The 15,662-nt window shown below is 58.4% G+C and carries 11 protein-coding genes and 4 pseudogenes; 6 read left to right on the top strand and 9 right to left on the bottom strand.

The genetic code is table 11. From position 1 onward, the window contains the following. Positions 1-528: 528 nt before the first annotated feature. Positions 529-813, top strand: a pseudogene (locus KGB20_RS12650) (transposase); the annotation flags it as partial. A 140-nt stretch (positions 814-953) separates the two neighbouring features. On the opposite strand, the gene KGB20_RS12645 reads toward KGB20_RS12650, so the two are convergent. After that, a complete protein-coding gene (locus KGB20_RS12645; protein ID WP_154908412.1) occupies positions 954-1,904 on the bottom strand; it encodes a GlxA family transcriptional regulator in 951 nt (316 codons plus the stop codon). A gap of 105 nt (positions 1,905-2,009) precedes the next feature. On the opposite strand from KGB20_RS12645, the pseudogene KGB20_RS12640 reads away from it, so the two are divergent. From KGB20_RS12640 to KGB20_RS12630, 3 genes and pseudogenes are all read left to right on the top strand, one after another. Then, positions 2,010-2,278: pseudogene (locus KGB20_RS12640) on the top strand (SDR family NAD(P)-dependent oxidoreductase); the annotation flags it as partial. A gap of 198 nt (positions 2,279-2,476) precedes the next feature. Beyond that, positions 2,477-2,896 carry an organic hydroperoxide resistance protein gene (locus KGB20_RS12635; RefSeq protein WP_154908414.1) on the top strand — a complete coding sequence of 140 codons (420 nt, stop codon included), beginning with the start codon at positions 2,477-2,479 and terminating at the stop codon, positions 2,894-2,896. A 172-nt stretch (positions 2,897-3,068) separates the two neighbouring features. Further along, entirely contained in the window at positions 3,069-3,932 is an 864-nt protein-coding gene (locus KGB20_RS12630; protein WP_223532361.1) for an NmrA family NAD(P)-binding protein, read from the top strand. A 120-nt stretch (positions 3,933-4,052) separates the two neighbouring features. Here the strand turns inward: KGB20_RS12630 and KGB20_RS12625 are convergent. Further along, positions 4,053-4,460, bottom strand: a pseudogene (locus KGB20_RS12625) (transposase); the annotation flags it as partial. Between the two features lie 470 nt (positions 4,461-4,930). Beyond that, positions 4,931-5,149, bottom strand: coding sequence for a GDCCVxC domain-containing (seleno)protein (locus tag KGB20_RS12620; RefSeq protein ID WP_150813972.1), 219 nt, complete (start codon positions 5,147-5,149; stop codon positions 4,931-4,933). A gap of 165 nt (positions 5,150-5,314) precedes the next feature. Between KGB20_RS12620 and merR the strand changes: the two genes are divergently transcribed. After that, positions 5,315-5,713, top strand: coding sequence for an Hg(II)-responsive transcriptional regulator (gene merR / locus KGB20_RS12615; protein WP_154861903.1), 399 nt, complete (start codon positions 5,315-5,317; stop codon positions 5,711-5,713). 150 nt (positions 5,714-5,863) lie between these two features. Here merR and KGB20_RS12610 read toward each other — a convergent pair whose 3' ends face one another. Continuing rightward, positions 5,864-6,406, bottom strand: a complete 543-nt coding sequence (locus tag KGB20_RS12610; RefSeq protein WP_159390145.1) for a histidine phosphatase family protein — start codon at positions 6,404-6,406, stop codon at positions 5,864-5,866. A 17-nt stretch (positions 6,407-6,423) separates the two neighbouring features. After that, positions 6,424-6,630 (bottom strand): annotated as a pseudogene (locus KGB20_RS12605) (oxidoreductase); the annotation flags it as partial. A 233-nt stretch (positions 6,631-6,863) separates the two neighbouring features. Here KGB20_RS12605 and KGB20_RS12600 point away from each other — a divergent pair. Continuing rightward, positions 6,864-10,250, top strand: coding sequence for an Ig-like domain-containing protein (locus tag KGB20_RS12600; RefSeq protein ID WP_159390146.1), 3,387 nt, complete (start codon positions 6,864-6,866; stop codon positions 10,248-10,250). Between the two features lie 66 nt (positions 10,251-10,316). Here KGB20_RS12600 and KGB20_RS12595 read toward each other — a convergent pair whose 3' ends face one another. From KGB20_RS12595 to nirB, 4 genes are all read right to left on the bottom strand, one after another. Then, positions 10,317-11,936, bottom strand: coding sequence for a methyl-accepting chemotaxis protein (locus tag KGB20_RS12595; protein ID WP_223532359.1), 1,620 nt, complete (start codon positions 11,934-11,936; stop codon positions 10,317-10,319). Positions 11,937-12,030: 94 nt separating this feature from the next. Then, positions 12,031-12,471: a CBS domain-containing protein gene (locus tag KGB20_RS12590; RefSeq protein ID WP_090456003.1), complete on the bottom strand. Its 441-nt coding sequence runs from the start codon at positions 12,469-12,471 to the stop codon at positions 12,031-12,033. 101 nt (positions 12,472-12,572) lie between these two features. After that, complete coding sequence (nirD, locus tag KGB20_RS12585) at positions 12,573-12,959, bottom strand: nitrite reductase small subunit NirD (protein ID WP_090456004.1); 387 nt, start codon at positions 12,957-12,959, stop codon at positions 12,573-12,575. Next, on the bottom strand, positions 12,959-15,520 hold the full coding sequence (gene nirB / locus KGB20_RS12580; RefSeq protein ID WP_159390148.1) for a nitrite reductase large subunit NirB: 2,562 nt from the start codon (positions 15,518-15,520) through the stop codon (positions 12,959-12,961). The genes nirD and nirB overlap by 1 nt, the downstream gene beginning before the upstream one ends. Positions 15,521-15,662 lie beyond the last annotated feature (142 nt).

The raw sequence follows: 15,662 nt of genomic DNA, 5'->3' as shown, positions 1-15,662 counted from the left end.
TGTAGAACCTTGCTGAAGGGCACCGATGCGATATTGATCAACTATGGTGCCTTAAGCGGACTCACTCAGCGAACAGCCGTCGGCTCTTCGCGCCGACAAGGCCCTAATGCGTTTTTACACACTCTGGGCCGATTTCTGCCTGCGACAACCGGCTGAAATCGACCCAAATCTGACGGTTGCGACAGACAGAAATCGACCAAACAAGCTGCTGTAGCCAGAGCAAAAGTTGAAATACGCGGAGCAAGAGCAAAAAGGCAGATGCCAGAATAGTTTAACGGCTAGATGCTTTAGATTTTTATTGCCATTTTCTGGTAGTGGCTGGCAGAAAAGCCTAGGTTATTGGCTTAATTCGCAATTATGCAAAAAATCATAATTTATCTGCAGACATGTCTCGGCGACGAAAAGCCAAGTGTGCAGGAGGCTGGGGAAATAAGGTGAATAAAACCGTCTCTCAGTATCCTAGGTTCTGTACGAAAAGTCGGTGCGGGTAGAATCGCCGTCATGATTGGCTGGAGGCCCGCATGGCAAAAGGGGTACGACGCGGAGCACCTGCGTCAGTACTGCGACCGCTACCGCATGCAGCCGGTGATCCCACAGCGCACCATGAAGCGCAAACCCAACCCTGGGCTGCCCCGGCTGTTTGACCGTCCGAAGTACCGACAGCGGAACATCATCGAGCGGATGTTTGCCTGGCTGAAAGAGAGCCGGTGAATCGGCACCCGCTACGACAAGTTGGCCAAAAGCTTTGCCGCGATGGTCACGCTGGCCTGCACGCTTCGATGCCTACGGCATTACTTTTCGTACAAAACCTAGGGCTACGGGCGCCAAATGACTCTTATCGCAATCAATATGCCCCCTCCCAGGCCGGCGAAACTCAGAGCAATCAGGGTTACTGAGGGAGGGGCTTTTCATCGAATCTCGCGTACGGGTCGGCATTGACCCAGTTACCGTAGCTAAAGCGCGACACCTCGAGCATCCTGGCGCACCGCCTGGGGGGGCACACCATAACCTCGCATAAAAGCTTCGCGCATGTGTCGACGATCGCGAAACCCGGTTTCCCTCGCGATCATTTCTAGAGAGTGGCGGCTTTGTTCGATCATTAACCGCGCAGCCTCCAGCCGCAGACCTTCGATGGCCTTCGCTGGCGATTGCCCTGTTTCCGCGGTGAACACTCGGGTGAATTGGCGCGGGCTCAAGTGTGCGGTCTCTGCCAACTCCTCTACGCTGAGCGGCCGCGTCAGGTTTTGACGCACATAGTTCAGCACGTTCTGGATGCGATCCGACTTAGGGGCCAAGTCAAGCATCTCTGAATGTTGCGATTGCCCACCCGAACGGCGCTGGTGCATCACTAAATTGTGCGCAACCGAACGCGCTACGTCTGCCCCAAGGTCCTTTTCTACCATACCTAGGGCGAGGTCGAGTCCTGCGGTCATGCCGGCAGAGGTCCAGATTGGTCCGTCGATAATGTAGATGCGGTCATCGTCGACATCGATGTTCGGATAGCGCTTTTGCATTTCTTGGGCGAAAAACCAGTGGGTCGTGGCGCGGCGCCCATCGAGCAGACCGGCCTCGGCCAATATGAAGCCACCGGTGCAGACGCCAGCGGTGCGCCGTGCCTGACTACCGGCCTGTCGCACGAAGTCCAACACGGTCTCCACAGGCTCCGCGGTCAGTGGATCGGGGACCCCGACGATGATCCACGTGTCAGCCAGTCTGGGCGCCTCCATTGGGCGCGTATCAACTGCGAGCCCCAGCGACGAGCGCACCAGGCCACCAGCCGGCGAGAAAATCCCTATCGTGTAGAAAGGGCTCTTCACAACGAAATTAGCGTATTCGAACACCGTCTGCGTCCCCAATGTAAGCATCTGGAACCCATCCGTCAGCAGATAGCCGATGCGGTGCATACGCTTTTCCTCCGATGTCCTAAAAGACGACCATAAACGTCATTTAGGCCGCCGTCAAATCGGTGCAATATCAGCTTCAGGTTCACTCTCCCTCGGAGATCCAACATGGCTCACGCACATCCCAGCAGCGCACTCATCACCGGAGCCTCATTCGGTATCGGTGCGACCTACGCAGACTGTCTGGCGCGTCGCGGCTACGACTTGATCCTCGTGGCCCGTAATCGCGAACGTCTTAATGCCCTGGCTAACCGCATCACCCGAGAGACTCAGCGGACGGTTGAAGTACTTGAAGCCGATCTCAGCGACGGCAACGACCTGGCGTTGAAACCAAGCTGATAGAAGACGTGAACATATCTCTACTTGTCAAAACTAGTTTAGGTGTATTCGCAAACAAATCCTAAGTGCTTTAGAGCTTTGAATTCGTGTGGAAGATTTGACTCAGAGTTTCCACTGATTCAAATGTAGGGGCACGCCTGCATCTGCAAGTTAACTATTTAGCTATATCGGGTTTACGCCATTGCCCGATTACACTCGCAAATAAATGGCACACATCCAATTGATAAGGTATCCCCATGATCAACCAAATCGAAAACGTACTTTACACCGGAAAAACTCACACCACCGGAGGGCGTGCTGGCGAGTCGCACAGCGACGATGGTCGTCTGAACATAAAGTTGTCGACTCCAGGATCCTCCGGCGCTGGCACCAACCCCGAGCAGTTGCTAGCTGCTGGTTGGTCATCGTGCTTCATCGAGGCCATTGGAAAAGCCGCTGTCACGCTGAAAGTAACGCGCCCCACGGATGTGACCGTTGATGCCGAAGTGGATCTCGGCATCAACGGCAACGCATATTTCCTACAAGCACGCCTCAATGTCAGCATCCCCGGTGTAGATCCCGAAGTTGCTCGCTCGCTGGTCGATACTGCGCACTCTACCTGTCCCTATTCGAAGGCGACTCGCGGCAATATCGATGTTGAAATCAACTTGGTCTAACTCCGGCTTTTAACTCAGTTAACCGTCTGATTTGTTGCGCCGGAACCGTGGCATCACTGAATATTCTGTCGATAGAAGTGGTGCCCTCAACCCAGCATGTGACGATCCCAATGTGCGGGGAACTTCGAGTCTCTAATGAAGTTCCCTTGCCTACAACTAGAGGTGCTTACTGATGAAAACTTTTCTGGTTACAGGCGCTACCGGCGCAACAGGTTCTCCGACTGTCAAATTCCTGTTGGAGAAAGGTCATCGAGTAAATGCGTTTGTTCGCAGCGAAGATGCGCGCGCCCAAAAACTTCAAGATCAGGGTGCTAATGTCTTTGTAGGAGATCTGCTAAACCTCAAGCACGTTCGCACGGCAATGGAAGGCGTTGATGGGGCATACCTCTGCTATCCACTAACCGCGGGATTAGTTGAAGCGGCAGTGATATTTTCCCAAGCGGCAAGAGAACAAGGGGTAAAGCACATTGTAAATTTGTCCCAAAAGCAATCACGTCCCGATGCGCGCAGTCCGGCCACCCTAAATCACTGGATGTCCGAGCAAGTGTTTAGTTGGACTGGGATCCCCACCACTCATCTGCGTATTACCTTCTTTGCCGAGTGGATGCTCTACATTGCGCCCCTGATTCGGTTTGGCCGGTATGTCACGCCATTCGACCCTGACAGCCGATTTGCTCCCTTGGCTGCAAGTGATATCGGACGCATCGTTACAGGTATCCTGACCAATCCTGAAGGGCATGGCCATCAGACTTATGAACTGCATGGGCCAGAAGAATACAGCCACCAGGAACTAGCCGGCCTCCTGAGCACTGTTCTAGGCAAGGAGGTGCGCTTTGAACAGATCCCGGTTGAGGACTTCGTCTCCCTGCTGGGTCTGGACCACGATCGCTCCTATTTTTCGCATTTCAGTGCAGTAAAGATTGACCAACGTGAAAGGCGCTTGGAAGGTTTAGACAGCATCGGTACCGCTATCATCGGCCAGCCCCTGCTGACCCCTGCGCAGTTTATCGAACTGCACCGTAATCTGCTGACATAAACCCATCTCGGCATGGAGCATGATAACTGACTGCTCCATGCCGACTATTTTCAACTATGACAAGGTATTGGTGAGTTGGCATCCAGATACCTAGAATGTTCTGATTTTGCGCAGTTTTTACTAGGTTTTGTACGAAAAGTAATGCCGTAGGCATCGAAGCGTGCAGGCCAGCGTGACCATCGCGGCAAAGCTTTTGGCCAACTTGTCGTAGCGGGTGCCGATTCGCCGGCTCTCTTTCAGCCAGGCAAACATCCGCTCGATGATGTTCCGCTGTCGGTACTTCGGACGGTCAAACAGCCGGGGCAGCCCAGGGTTGGGTTTGCGCTTCATGGTGCGCTGTGGGATCACCGGCTGCATGCGGTAGCGGTCGCAGTACTGACGCAGGTGCTCCGCGTCGTACCCCTTTTGCCATGCGGGCCTCCAACCAATCATGGCGGCGATTCTACCCGCACCGACTTTTCGTACAGAACCTAGGCCTTTGGGGCGTTTTCTGCCGGTCAGAATACGAGGCGCGTTGGTCAAATCTGAACGGTGACGGTTTATGGCCGCACGCGCGATTGTTGTCCCGTACTTAATCCTTGTCCAAAAATGCCAGCAGTAAGGAAAAGAATATTTCCTATAAGTGCTGAAAATAGCCATGAAGACAATATTTTTTTACTTACGGCTATTGGCCGACAGCCGCCTATTGCGAGCGTCCGCTTTTTGGCCGATTTCTGCCTGTCACCAAGAGTAGCAACCGACCCATTGCAGGCACTCCCCAACGACTGTAATCGGGACAAAGCTAGCTGCCGAAAACGGCACCAAATGCGGACCGACCGATCGTCACCAATTGGGTCAAAGCCAATACAGGAGAGCCATGGTATACAACCAGCCGATGGTGAGGGTGATAGTGAGGTAGACCATCACGAGCACCAGAGCGTGATTCCACATGTCACTAACCTCCCATAACCACCGTTGGAGGCGCGTCAGGGGCGTCTGATCAACGGAATAAACATAGGTTAGGCCGTACCACAGCATCCGCGCTGCTCCTGAAACGGCGGGCACTTCACCGTGCCAAACGAACAGAACACACAGCAGTCACCGGGGTTAGGGCGTAGCAGGGTTTTGCAACTGCCACACTCGTAGAAGAACTGGCAGGCATCCGTGGGCATGGCCTCCTGCCTGGCGAAACCGCAATGCGGGCAGGTCAACACGGATTCGAGGATGACGGCGCTCATGGTTGCCTCATTTGTGCATGGTGGAGGGATAACCCGCATTCGTCGTCGCCTTGGTCAACGCCTCAGGGTCCGCCGATCTGTTGAGCCATCGTTTTCTTCATTGAATCGATCTAACCTAGAGTCACTCTACACTCCGTACCCGGGTACAGAATCAAGGGGCGTGTGATGGCGACAGGGCTGAGTATCGGCAAGTTGGCGGAAGCTGCCGAGGTGAACATCGAGACTATTCGCTATTACCAGCGACGCGGCTTGCTGGATGTGCCGCCAAAGCCGCTCAGTGGTTATCGGTACTATCTACCGGAGCAGGTCAAACGGTTGCGCTTCATCAAGAGGGCGCAGGCGCTGGGATTCACGCTGGATGAGGTGGGCGCACTGCTGACACTTGATGCGGCCTGCACTTGTCGCGAGACTCGAGCACTGGCCGTGCGCAAACTGGCCCTGATCGAGCAAAAGATGGCCGACCTTGCCGCAATTCGGCAGGTGCTGGGCGGACTGGTGCAGGAGTGCGATGCAGGCGACGGCGGGGCCGCTTGCCCTATCATCGATGTGCTGAACAGGGAGTGATGCCTGGTTGCAGGGCATCGTGCACAGGCGTCAGGCCAGCAACCCATGCAGCGCAATCGTAGGGCCGCTTGCTAGCGGTCAGGAATGACCGCTTGTGGCCGGATTCTGCCTGTCGCCACCCGCAGCAACAGGTATCTGTCCAGGCACCTTTTAAGCACCGCCATATTGATACACCGTCGCACTCCAATACTGGCTGCCGTTACGTTTTTGGCGAATCCATCCATCTGCCACCAGTTGTTTGGCGATCATTCGATTCATAAAGCCATGACCGAGCAGCAGAACCGGTCCTTCGCTGGCAAGGGACTGAAGTCGTCGAGCTGCCGTGCTGGCGCGCATCCTCGCAGTGCCGGCGGATTCGACTCTGCGTGAGTAACCGCACAACCATAAGACTCGAAGGATAAATGCCCATGTAAACGGCGATAGCCGTGGCAGTTTCCAGTGACCGTAAGGCAGTTGCGCTTCACAGAAAAGCGCGTCGACAAGGGCGGGTTTCAGGCCAAGAGCCTGGACGGAGGTCAGCGCACGAGGCGCGCTGCTTGAGACAATCACCGTGGCGGTTGCGGCGAGCTGCATGCTGGCATCCGGGACGGGTTGATCGGTTATTTCGGACTGGTTGTATTGCTCGATCCAGTCTTTCATATCGAGCGCTGACATTTTGTCGGTTGCGACCAGCTTTGGCTGGCCGTGACGCATCAGGATTATTTCCCTACTCACAGTATGTTTACGTCCTTGTTCAGGTGTGCGGTCAATGTGGAAGAAGTGCGGTTCCGGGAACTTAAGGTTTGACTCTCGAACCAATCGTGATCGCGGTACCACGCCACCGTGTCGGTGATTGTCAGCTCTAGCGCCCGGAAACTCAGGCCAAGCTCTTGTTCAGTTTTGCTGTGGTTGAAGCAGGTGCGGTCCTTCTCCGCGACTATCGCCATAAATGGGGCACTACACCCACCCAAACAGGGGTTTACCACCAAACTTGAGGAATATTCCCCACTCCCCCTTCTCTGGCTTAAAACACTTTAGAAACAGATTGTTAATTAGATTGAATTTTTTCTTCGCCCTACAGTAATGGCTCATTAGTTGCACACCCCCTGGTACCCGTAACAGCTGTCGCCCCGGATTTGGAGACGACGGGGCATCACGCGTGGGGTGAAAAATGAAACGCACTACTCCATCTTGCGACTCCTTCGGCTTGCTGCGCAAATCAAGCCTGCATTGTGCGATGTTCCTTACCTTGGCCACGGCAGAAGCCGCGCCGCTGGATGATTTCGGCCCACCACCACCGACGGACCCCTCGGCGTTTACCAATCCGCCGGCCGACCCCAAGGCTGCGCTGGATGCCATAGAGGCCATGCCACCCGCCAACACGGGCGCCTACGCCCTGCCCAACGGCGTGTTCGGCACCCGCACCACGCCAACGGTCGACAACGTGCTGCCGCCAAACTTGCAAACTTCCTTCAAAATCCCCACCAACGGCAAGCCCAGCCCGTTGTTCGGGGCCCAGCCGTACACTCAGCAACTGCTGCTGTTCGAAGAATTCGGCACGGAAAAACTCGACCCGACACTGCCGGCACCGCCCCTGACCTTCCCGGTTCCGATCGTCGGCCCGGCGCCCACGCAGGACCCGAACAATATCGCCCGCAGCGGCCCTTCGGCCGCGGCGCTGGAAGCCTTCATGCGCCAGCCGGGGCTGTACCCGTTTCCGTCGCAGTTTTCCAACGTGCTGGACCGCAACCCGTGGAAAGCGCAGATCGAAGCCTTCCTCAACCGCCATCCGGTGGGCTCGCCGGCCGAAGGTCGTCCGCCAGGAAAAGGCTGGTCGCACCAGCGCTGGAACGAGTTTTACCCTCAGGTCGCCTTCAAGACCGCTCAAGCCGGCGCCAAGCTCAACGGCGGCATGCGCGACCGCCGCCAGTTGCACAACTACGCCGTCGGTGAGTTCGGGCCGGGCGGGCTCTACAACCAGACCTCGGACAACCCGATCATAACGGGCACCACCAAAGGCATCGACACCCGCTTTCACCCCAACATGCCGATTCAGAACCACAAGGCGCTCTGGACCTTCGACGGCACCTTTCCGCCAAAACTGCTGATGGTGCGGTACGGCCAACCGGTGCTGATGCGCCACTACAACGCACTGCCGATCGACCCGTCGGCCAACATGGGTTTCGGCCTGCACACCCTCAGCACCCACGAACACAACGGCCACTCCCCGGCCGAAAGCGACGGCTTTGCCAATGCGTTTTTCTTTCCGGGGCAGTACTACGACTATCGCTGGCCGATCCAGTTGGCCGGTTACGACAGCATCAACACCAGCGCTCAGGATCCGCGCGCGGCGTTCCCTTGCGCGCCGGGTGAAACCCTGTTCGTCAACGATGCCACGCCGGGCTTCAAGACCTGCGACAACGGCAGCATCAAGATCCGTGGCGACTGGCGCGAAACCATGAGCACCCACTGGTTCCATGACCACATGCTCGATTTCACCGCGCAGAATGTCTACAAGGGCAACGCGACGATGATGAACTACTACAGCGCCCTGGATCGCGGTAACGAAGCGTTTGTAGACGGCGTCAACCTGCGCCTGCCCAGCGGTTCGGCATTGCCCTGGGGCAACCGCGACTACGATGTGAACCTGACCGTGGCCGACAAGGCCTGGGATACCAATGGCCAGCTGTGGTTCAACCCGTTCAACACCGATGGTTTTCTTGGCGATCAGATCCTGGTCAACTGGCAGTACCAGCCGCGCCTGAACGTGCGGGCGCGCAGCTATCGTTTCCGCATCCTCAACGGCTCGGTGTCGCGCTTCTTCAGGATCGCGCTGGTGCGTGAAATCGTCGGCACCGGTGGCGAATTCCCCGGCCCGACAGGCTCCGGCCTGTCTTACACCCGCGTGCCGTTCCACTTGATCGCCAACGACGGCAACCTCATGGAACACGCGGTGCCGTTCGATGGCAGCATGGACCTGGACGCTGACGGCGACCTGCAGGACCACAACGCCATCCTGCCCAGCATGGGCATCGCCGAGCGTTTCGACATCATTGTCAACTTCTCGAAACACGGGATCAGCACCGGTGACAAGCTGTACTTCGTCAACCTGATGGAGCACCACGATGGCAAGGGGCCGGAGGCTTTACCGCTGAGCCTGGCCGATGTCTTGTCCGGCAGGTACAAGGCGGTACTCAAGCTGGGCAGCAAAGGGCTGGAGTGGGACGCCGGCGATCCGGTGGTGGGCAAGTTCATGCAGATGGTGGTCCAGCCTTACGCCGGTCAGGACGTGAGCATGAACCCCGCCGACTTCGAACCCGCCAAGCCGGGCAAACCGGTGGGTAAAAGCATGATCCCGCTGACCCTCAACCGTGACGACCCGACGGTGCAAGCCACGCTCAAGGCGGCGCGGCATCGCGAGTTCACCTTCGGCCGCTCCGACGGTACCGACGAAGAACCCTGGACCATCAAGACCGACGGCGGTTTCGGCTTCCAGATGGATCCTCGAATCATCAGCGCCGCTCCGCAACTGGCCACCGGCCCGACCCCTGCCGGCTTCTCCGGCGACGGCACCCTGGAAGTGTGGAAAATCAGGAACGGCGGCAACGGCTGGAGCCACCCGGTGCACGTGCACTTCGAAGAAGGTATCGTCCTCAACCGTGACGGCAAGGCGCCGCCGGAATGGGAAAAATGGGCACGCAAAGACGTCTATCTCATCGGCGAAGGCATCGACAGCTCGCAGGACGTGGACATTGCGATCCGCTTCCGCGAATTCGCCGGGACCTACCTGGAGCATTGCCACAACACTCAGCACGAGGACACCTCCATGCTGCTGCGCTGGGATGTCGAGCACCCCGGCCAGTTCCAGTTGATGCCAACCCCCCTGCCCGGCTGGGACGGCGTCACCTACGTCAATTCCGCGGCGCTGCCGACTTTCCGCACTGGCGATAGACGTGAAGAGGACGGCGATAACCAAAAACCGATTGCCAACCCCGACAGCGCCATCAGTAACACCGGCCAACCGGTGATCATCAACGTGCTGGCCAACGACAGCGACCCTGACGGTAACGTGCCACTTAAAGTGGTAGGTCTGGAGCAACCGGACTCCGGCAAGGGCGTGGTCAGCACCGATGGCCTGCGTGTGACCTACACACCACCGGCCACGGTCCCTGCGCCGTTCACCGCGACCTTTGCCTATAGGGCCAGCGATGCCAGGAACGCGGAGTCGGCACCGGCAACGGTGTCCGTGGCGGTCTCGGCAGCGATCAACGAGAACCTGATCGTCACCAGCGCCACCGTCACCGCCCGCAGCAACAGCCGCTGGTATTGGGTCCTGTCCGGCACCACCTCCCGTGGCACGGGCAATACCATCACGGCGACGGCCACGACCACAACCGGTACGGTGAACCTTGGCGCCGCCGTGCTGACGCAGACACCGACAGGCGCGCGCTGGAACATAGCGGTGACCACCGCCGGCAGTGGCCCGTCGCCTGGCCCGACGGCGACCATCAAATCGGCCTTCGGCAAAACCGTGACGGTGCCGATAAAGGCGAACTGAGTACAACCAGGCGTTGGCGATGAGGGCCTCCTTGAGGCCCTCTTGCTACAAGCAAAACGAATCTGCCTAGGTTTTAAAGCGCGCCACCGTCTGGTGCAGCGCTCCAGCCATCTGCGCCAGCTCCTGACCGGCTGCGTGGGTATGTCGGGCACCCAGTACGATCTGCTCGGACAAGTCACGAATGCCCACCAGGTTGCGGTCCACCTCACGCGCCACCAGGGCCTGCTCCTCCGTGGCACTGGCGATCAGCAGGTTGCGTTCATTGATCTGCGAGATCGACCGGGTGATCTCCTCCAGTGCCTCGCCGGAGCGTTGCGCGACTTCCAGGGTCGTCTGCACCAGGTGACCGCTGCTTTGCATTGCGGTCACCGCGTGCCCGGTATCGAGCCGAATATTGCCAATCATCTGCTCGATTTCCTGGGTCGACACATGAGTGCGATGGGCCAGCGCCCGCACCTCATCGGCGACTACCGCAAAACCACGCCCGGCATCACCGGCACGAGCCGCTTCAATCGCTGCGTTGAGGGCCAGCAAATTGGTTTGCTCGGCAATGCTGCGAATTACATCCAGTACCGCGCTAATGTCTTGTACACGTCCGGCCAATTGCTGAACACGTTCGGAGGTATCCATCATGCCGTCCGCCAGCGCACCTATCGAGGCCACCGTTTCCTGAACTTGCTCACGGCCGCGTTGTGCCGTTTGCTCGGAAACCCGGGACGCCTCGCTGGTGCTGACGGCATTGCGTGCGACCTCGTCGACGGCCGCCGTCATCTGATTGACCGCCGCCGCAGCCTGTTCGATCTCCAGGCCCTGAAGTTGCAAACTGCTGCTGGTCTGACTGCTGACCGTGCTCAGCTCTTCGGACGAACTGGCCACCTGATCGACCGACACGGCGATGTGCCTGACCATCGCGTTCAAGCTTTGCTGCATCCGGTGCATGTTCATCATCACGCTACCGTCGGCATTTGCATTCACTGGCACTTGAATCGTCAGGTCGCCCTGCGCGATTTGACTCAAGACCCGCGCGGCATCATCGGGCTCGCCACCCAAGGGCCGGGTGACACTGCGCGTCACGATGACCGCCGCGGCGATGACCGAGGCCAGGCAGAATGCAAGCAGCCCCAACATGTTCAGATACGCTTCTTCGTACAGCGCCTGCGCCGATCTTTCACGGTCGGCGAAGATCTGCCCTTGCAGCGCCATCAAGGCGTCCAGACTTTTATAAACCTGCTGTTCGGCGGGGACGACGTGCTGTTTCAACTGCGCCATCGCGGCATCAAAAGCGCCTTGCCGGATCAACACCTGCACCTGGGTGAATGCGTCGACGTAAGCCTCGCGGTTCTTTTTCAGGGCAGCATAGGCGGTCTTGCCTTCCGGCAGATCGAACAGCGGCTCGAGGGTTTTCAGGGCCAGGCTGATACGCTTTTTGGTGGCATCGATGGCCTCTTGCACTTGCTGATTGTCTTTGTCGATCAGCAAGTCCCGGGTGTTCCTGGCGTTGTCCCGTACACCTGTGGCAATGACCATGATCGGATCGATTTTCGGCCAGTCCCGTTTGACGATCAGCATGGCCTGTTCCTTTAGCGTTGCCAGATCGTGCAACGCATACAACACCAAACCTGTCAGTACCAACGGCGCAATTGCAAAGCCGATGACGATACGTTGTGCCGTGCTCAACCTGGCCATGTCATATGCTCCCTGATCAATTCCCGCCCGACGCCCGGCACATCTGAAAACTGCATGTACTCACAAGCCTTCGATCCACCCTGCCCCGGTCGCTTTAATGTCCGCGAATATAGTGTTCCAGTTGCCGGATCAGTTCGGCCTGCTCGACGATGGCTTCTTTAACCAGATCACCAATCGACAACAGGCCAATCAGTTGGTCGCCCTCCACCACCGGTAGATGGCGCAGGTGACTGTCGGTCATGACCGCCATGCAACGCTCAATACTCTGCTGACTGTCTGCTGTCACCACGGGCGCACTCATGATGGCCCGGACTGGCGTACCGACCGAAGAGCGCCCCTGTAGAACGACCTTGCGCGCATAGTCGCGTTCGCTGATAACGCCGACCACCTGCCCCTCCTCCATGACAGGTAACGCACCGACATTTTTTTCGGCCATCATCTTCAACGCTTCAAGCACCGTCTGGTCTGGCGCGATGCTATGCACCCGTCGGTTCTGCACGGCCTTGAGCTTGAGCAGTTGTGCGGCTGTTTTCATACGAGCCTCCGATACTGTTTGTCATTGATCATCGACTCCGCCGGAGCCTGGCATGAATCATTAATTGAGTGAGCGTTCAGACCGCGTGGAAATCCATGTGGTCAGGCCACCGCGACCTCCACCTGGCCTCCGTTGAGGCGCACAGGCCAGACCCGCAGACGCTGCTGCGGATACTCCAGACAACTGCCGTCCTCAAGGCGGAAATGCTGTTTGTAGAGTGGCGAGGCAATCACCAGATCGCCCTTGATGCTGCCGATCAGCCCGCGACCGATGACATTCGCCCCGGATTGCGGGTCATGATTATCGATGGCGTAGAGGGTCTTGCCTTCGGCAGCCGGCAGGTAGAACAGCGCCACTTGTGCACCGTCCAGCCAGACGACGACGCCGGAGTTACTCACCAGATCATCCTGGCTGCACACCGCTTGCCAGGCATCGGGATGGACCAGGGAGGAACTGGAATAGGCGCGCTGGGTATCGGACTGGCTCATCAGACAATCTCCTCAATGACAGGGATAAGGTGGAGTTCAGCGGCCATGATCGGCCGGCGCTGACCGCGTTCCTGGACAAAATGGATGTCCGGGTCCGGGCGTTGATCGTTGACGAAGGTGCGGAAGCGCTTGAGCTTTTCCGGGTCTTTAAGGGCATTGGCCCATTCGCACTCGTAGCGGTTGACCACCAGCTGCATCTGCGACTCGAGCTCCTCACCCAGCCCGAGGCTGTCGTTGATGATCACGTCCTTGAGGTAGTCGAGGCCGCCTTCCAGGCTCTCGCGCCAGACCGAGGTACGCTGCAACTTGTCGGCGGTGCGGATGTAGAACATCAGGAAGCGGTCGATGTAACGAATCAGGGTCGCGTCATCGAGGTCGGTGGCAAACAGCTCGGCGTGGCGCGGACGCATGCCGCCGTTACCGGCCACGTAGAGGTTCCAGCCTTTCTCGGTGGCGATTACGCCCACGTCCTTGCTCTGCGCCTCGGCGCATTCACGGGTGCATCCGGAGACGGCGAACTTGAGCTTGTGCGGCGAGCGCAGGCCCTTGTAGCGGTCTTCGATGGTCAGGGCCATTTGTACGCTGTCCTGTACGCCATAACGGCACCAGGTACTGCCGACACAGGACTTCACCGTCCGGGTCGATTTGCCATAGGCGTGCCCGGTCTCAAAACCCGCTTCAATCAGCTCGGCCCAGATGTCCGGCAACTGATGCAACTGAGCGCCGAACAGATCGATGCGCTGCCCGCCGGTGATTTTGGTGTAGAGGTCGTATTTCTTCGCCACCACGCCAATCGCGATCAGCTTGTCGGCGGTGATTTCGCCGCCGGGAATACGCGGCACCACCGAGTACGTACCGTTTTTCTGCATGTTGGCCATGAAGGTGTCGTTGGTGTCCTGCAAGGGCACCAGCGACGTGTCCATGATCGGCTGGTTCCAGCACGAGGCGAGGATCGAGCCCACCGCCGGTTTGCAGACGTCGCAACCGGTGTGGCCACGGCCATGTTTGGCCAACAGTTCTTCGAAGGTGATCACTCCCTCTACCCGTACCAGCGCATAAAGCTCCTGACGGGTATAGGCGAAGTGTTCGCACAGGCTCTTGTCGACACTGACGCCGCGGGCAATCAGCTCATGCTCGAACACTTGCTTGAGCAGGCCGGCGCAACCGCCGCAGCCGGTGCAAGCCTTGGTCTGCGACTTGAGCTGGCCCAGGTCCGTACAGCCGCCGTCGATGGCCGAACAAATGGAGCCCTTGGTGACGTTATGACATGAACACACCGTGGCCGACTCGGGCAGCGCACCCGGGCCCAGGGCCGGCGCGCCTTCGGAGGACGGCAGAATCAGGCTGGCCGGTTCCGACGGCAAGGCAATGGCGTTCTGCATGTATTGCAGCAGGGTGTCGTAATAGCTGTTGTCACCGACCAGCACTGCACCGAGGACGTGTTTGCCACTTGCATCCACCACCAGGCGGCGATAACTGGCGCTGGTTTCGTCGATGAATTGATAGCTGCGCGCGCCCGGGGTGTTGCCGTGGGCGTCGCCGATGGAGCCGACATCCACCCCCAGCAGCTTGAGCTTGGTCGACATGTCGGCACCGGTGAACGGCTCGGCGACTTCGTTGCACAGACGGGCCGCAACGCTGCGCGCCATCTGGTAGCCCGGTGCGACCAGGCCGAACAGGCTGCCGTTCCATGAAGCGCATTCACCGATGGCGTAGATGTTCGGGTCGCAACTTAGGCACGTGTCGTCGATCACCACGCCACCGCGCGGACCGATCTCCAGCGCGCATCGACGAGCCAGCGCGTCTTGAGCGCGGATACCGGCGGAAAACACGATCAGGTCGGTTTCGAGGAATTCGTCATTGGCGAAATTCATGCGATAGCGGTACTGCTCGCCCGCACTGATCGATTGCGTGGCGCGGGACAGGTGTACACCGACGCCCAATCGTTCGATCTGCGCCTTGAGCGCCTGGCCACCGAGGTCATCCAGCTGTACCGGCATCAGGCGCGGCGCGAACTCCACCACGTGGGCTTCAAGGCCCAGGCTCTTCAACGCGTTCGCGGCTTCCAGCCCCAGCAAGCCACCGCCGACCACCACGCCGCGCCGGGCATTGGCCGCAGCAGCCCGAATGGCATCGAGGTCTTCCAGGGTGCGATAGACCAGGCGCGATTCCCCTTCGGCGCCTTCGATTGGCGGAACGAACGGATAAGAACCGGTGGCCAGCACCAATTTGTCATACGAGACGCAACCTTGCGAGGTGACCACCTGGCGACGGGCGCGGTCGATTTCCAATACCGGCACACCCAAATGCAGCGTAACGCCGGGCGTCTGGTAAAGCGACGCATCGGACAGCGCCAGCGACTCGGCATCACGACCGCAGAAGTACTCGGAAAGATGCACACGGTCATAGGCGCGCATCGGCTCCTCACTGAAGACGTGCAGCCGGTAATGGTCAAGCGCTCCCCGCTCGATCAGCTGTTCGACACAATGATGTCCGACCATGCCATTACCGATCACGATCAGCGTTTGCATCTTGTTCAACGTGGCAACATTGGAATTCATAGAAAGCACCCAGCCCGAGCCAATCACGGTTTTAAAAGCAAAAAAAAACGCCTGAAACCTTTCGGTTCCAGGCGTCTTTGCCTGTTCTTTTGCGGTGTACAAACCAGGCATCTATGCCTGATCCACCGATGCTGCCCACGAC

The organism is Pseudomonas sp. BF-R-30 (genome assembly GCF_019956175.1).
Lineage (GTDB): Bacteria > Pseudomonadota > Gammaproteobacteria > Pseudomonadales > Pseudomonadaceae > Aquipseudomonas > Aquipseudomonas jessenii.
The sequence above is the reverse complement of the archived record's forward strand: the minus strand, read 5'-3'. Positions and strand labels throughout refer to the sequence as shown.

Bases quoted from the DNA above. Each gene is read 5' to 3' on its own strand.
- KGB20_RS12635 (WP_154908414.1), top strand. From the start codon at position 2,477: ATGATCAACCAAATCGAAAACGTACTTTACACCGGAAAAACTCACACC.
- KGB20_RS12630 (WP_223532361.1), top strand. From the start codon at position 3,069: ATGAAAACTTTTCTGGTTACAGGCGCTACCGGCGCAACAGGTTCTCCG.
- KGB20_RS12645 (WP_154908412.1), bottom strand. From the start codon at position 1,904: ATGCACCGCATCGGCTATCTGCTGACGGATGGGTTCCAGATGCTTACA.
- KGB20_RS12590 (WP_090456003.1), bottom strand. From the start codon at position 12,471: ATGAAAACAGCCGCACAACTGCTCAAGCTCAAGGCCGTGCAGAACCGA.
- merR (WP_154861903.1), top strand. From the start codon at position 5,315: ATGGCGACAGGGCTGAGTATCGGCAAGTTGGCGGAAGCTGCCGAGGTG.
- nirB (WP_159390148.1), bottom strand. From the start codon at position 15,520: ATGAATTCCAATGTTGCCACGTTGAACAAGATGCAAACGCTGATCGTG.
- KGB20_RS12595 (WP_223532359.1), bottom strand. From the start codon at position 11,936: ATGGCCAGGTTGAGCACGGCACAACGTATCGTCATCGGCTTTGCAATT.
- KGB20_RS12620 (WP_150813972.1), bottom strand. From the start codon at position 5,149: ATGAGCGCCGTCATCCTCGAATCCGTGTTGACCTGCCCGCATTGCGGT.
- KGB20_RS12600 (WP_159390146.1), top strand. From the start codon at position 6,864: ATGAAACGCACTACTCCATCTTGCGACTCCTTCGGCTTGCTGCGCAAA.
- KGB20_RS12610 (WP_159390145.1), bottom strand. From the start codon at position 6,406: ATGCGTCACGGCCAGCCAAAGCTGGTCGCAACCGACAAAATGTCAGCG.
- nirD (WP_090456004.1), bottom strand. From the start codon at position 12,959: ATGAGCCAGTCCGATACCCAGCGCGCCTATTCCAGTTCCTCCCTGGTC.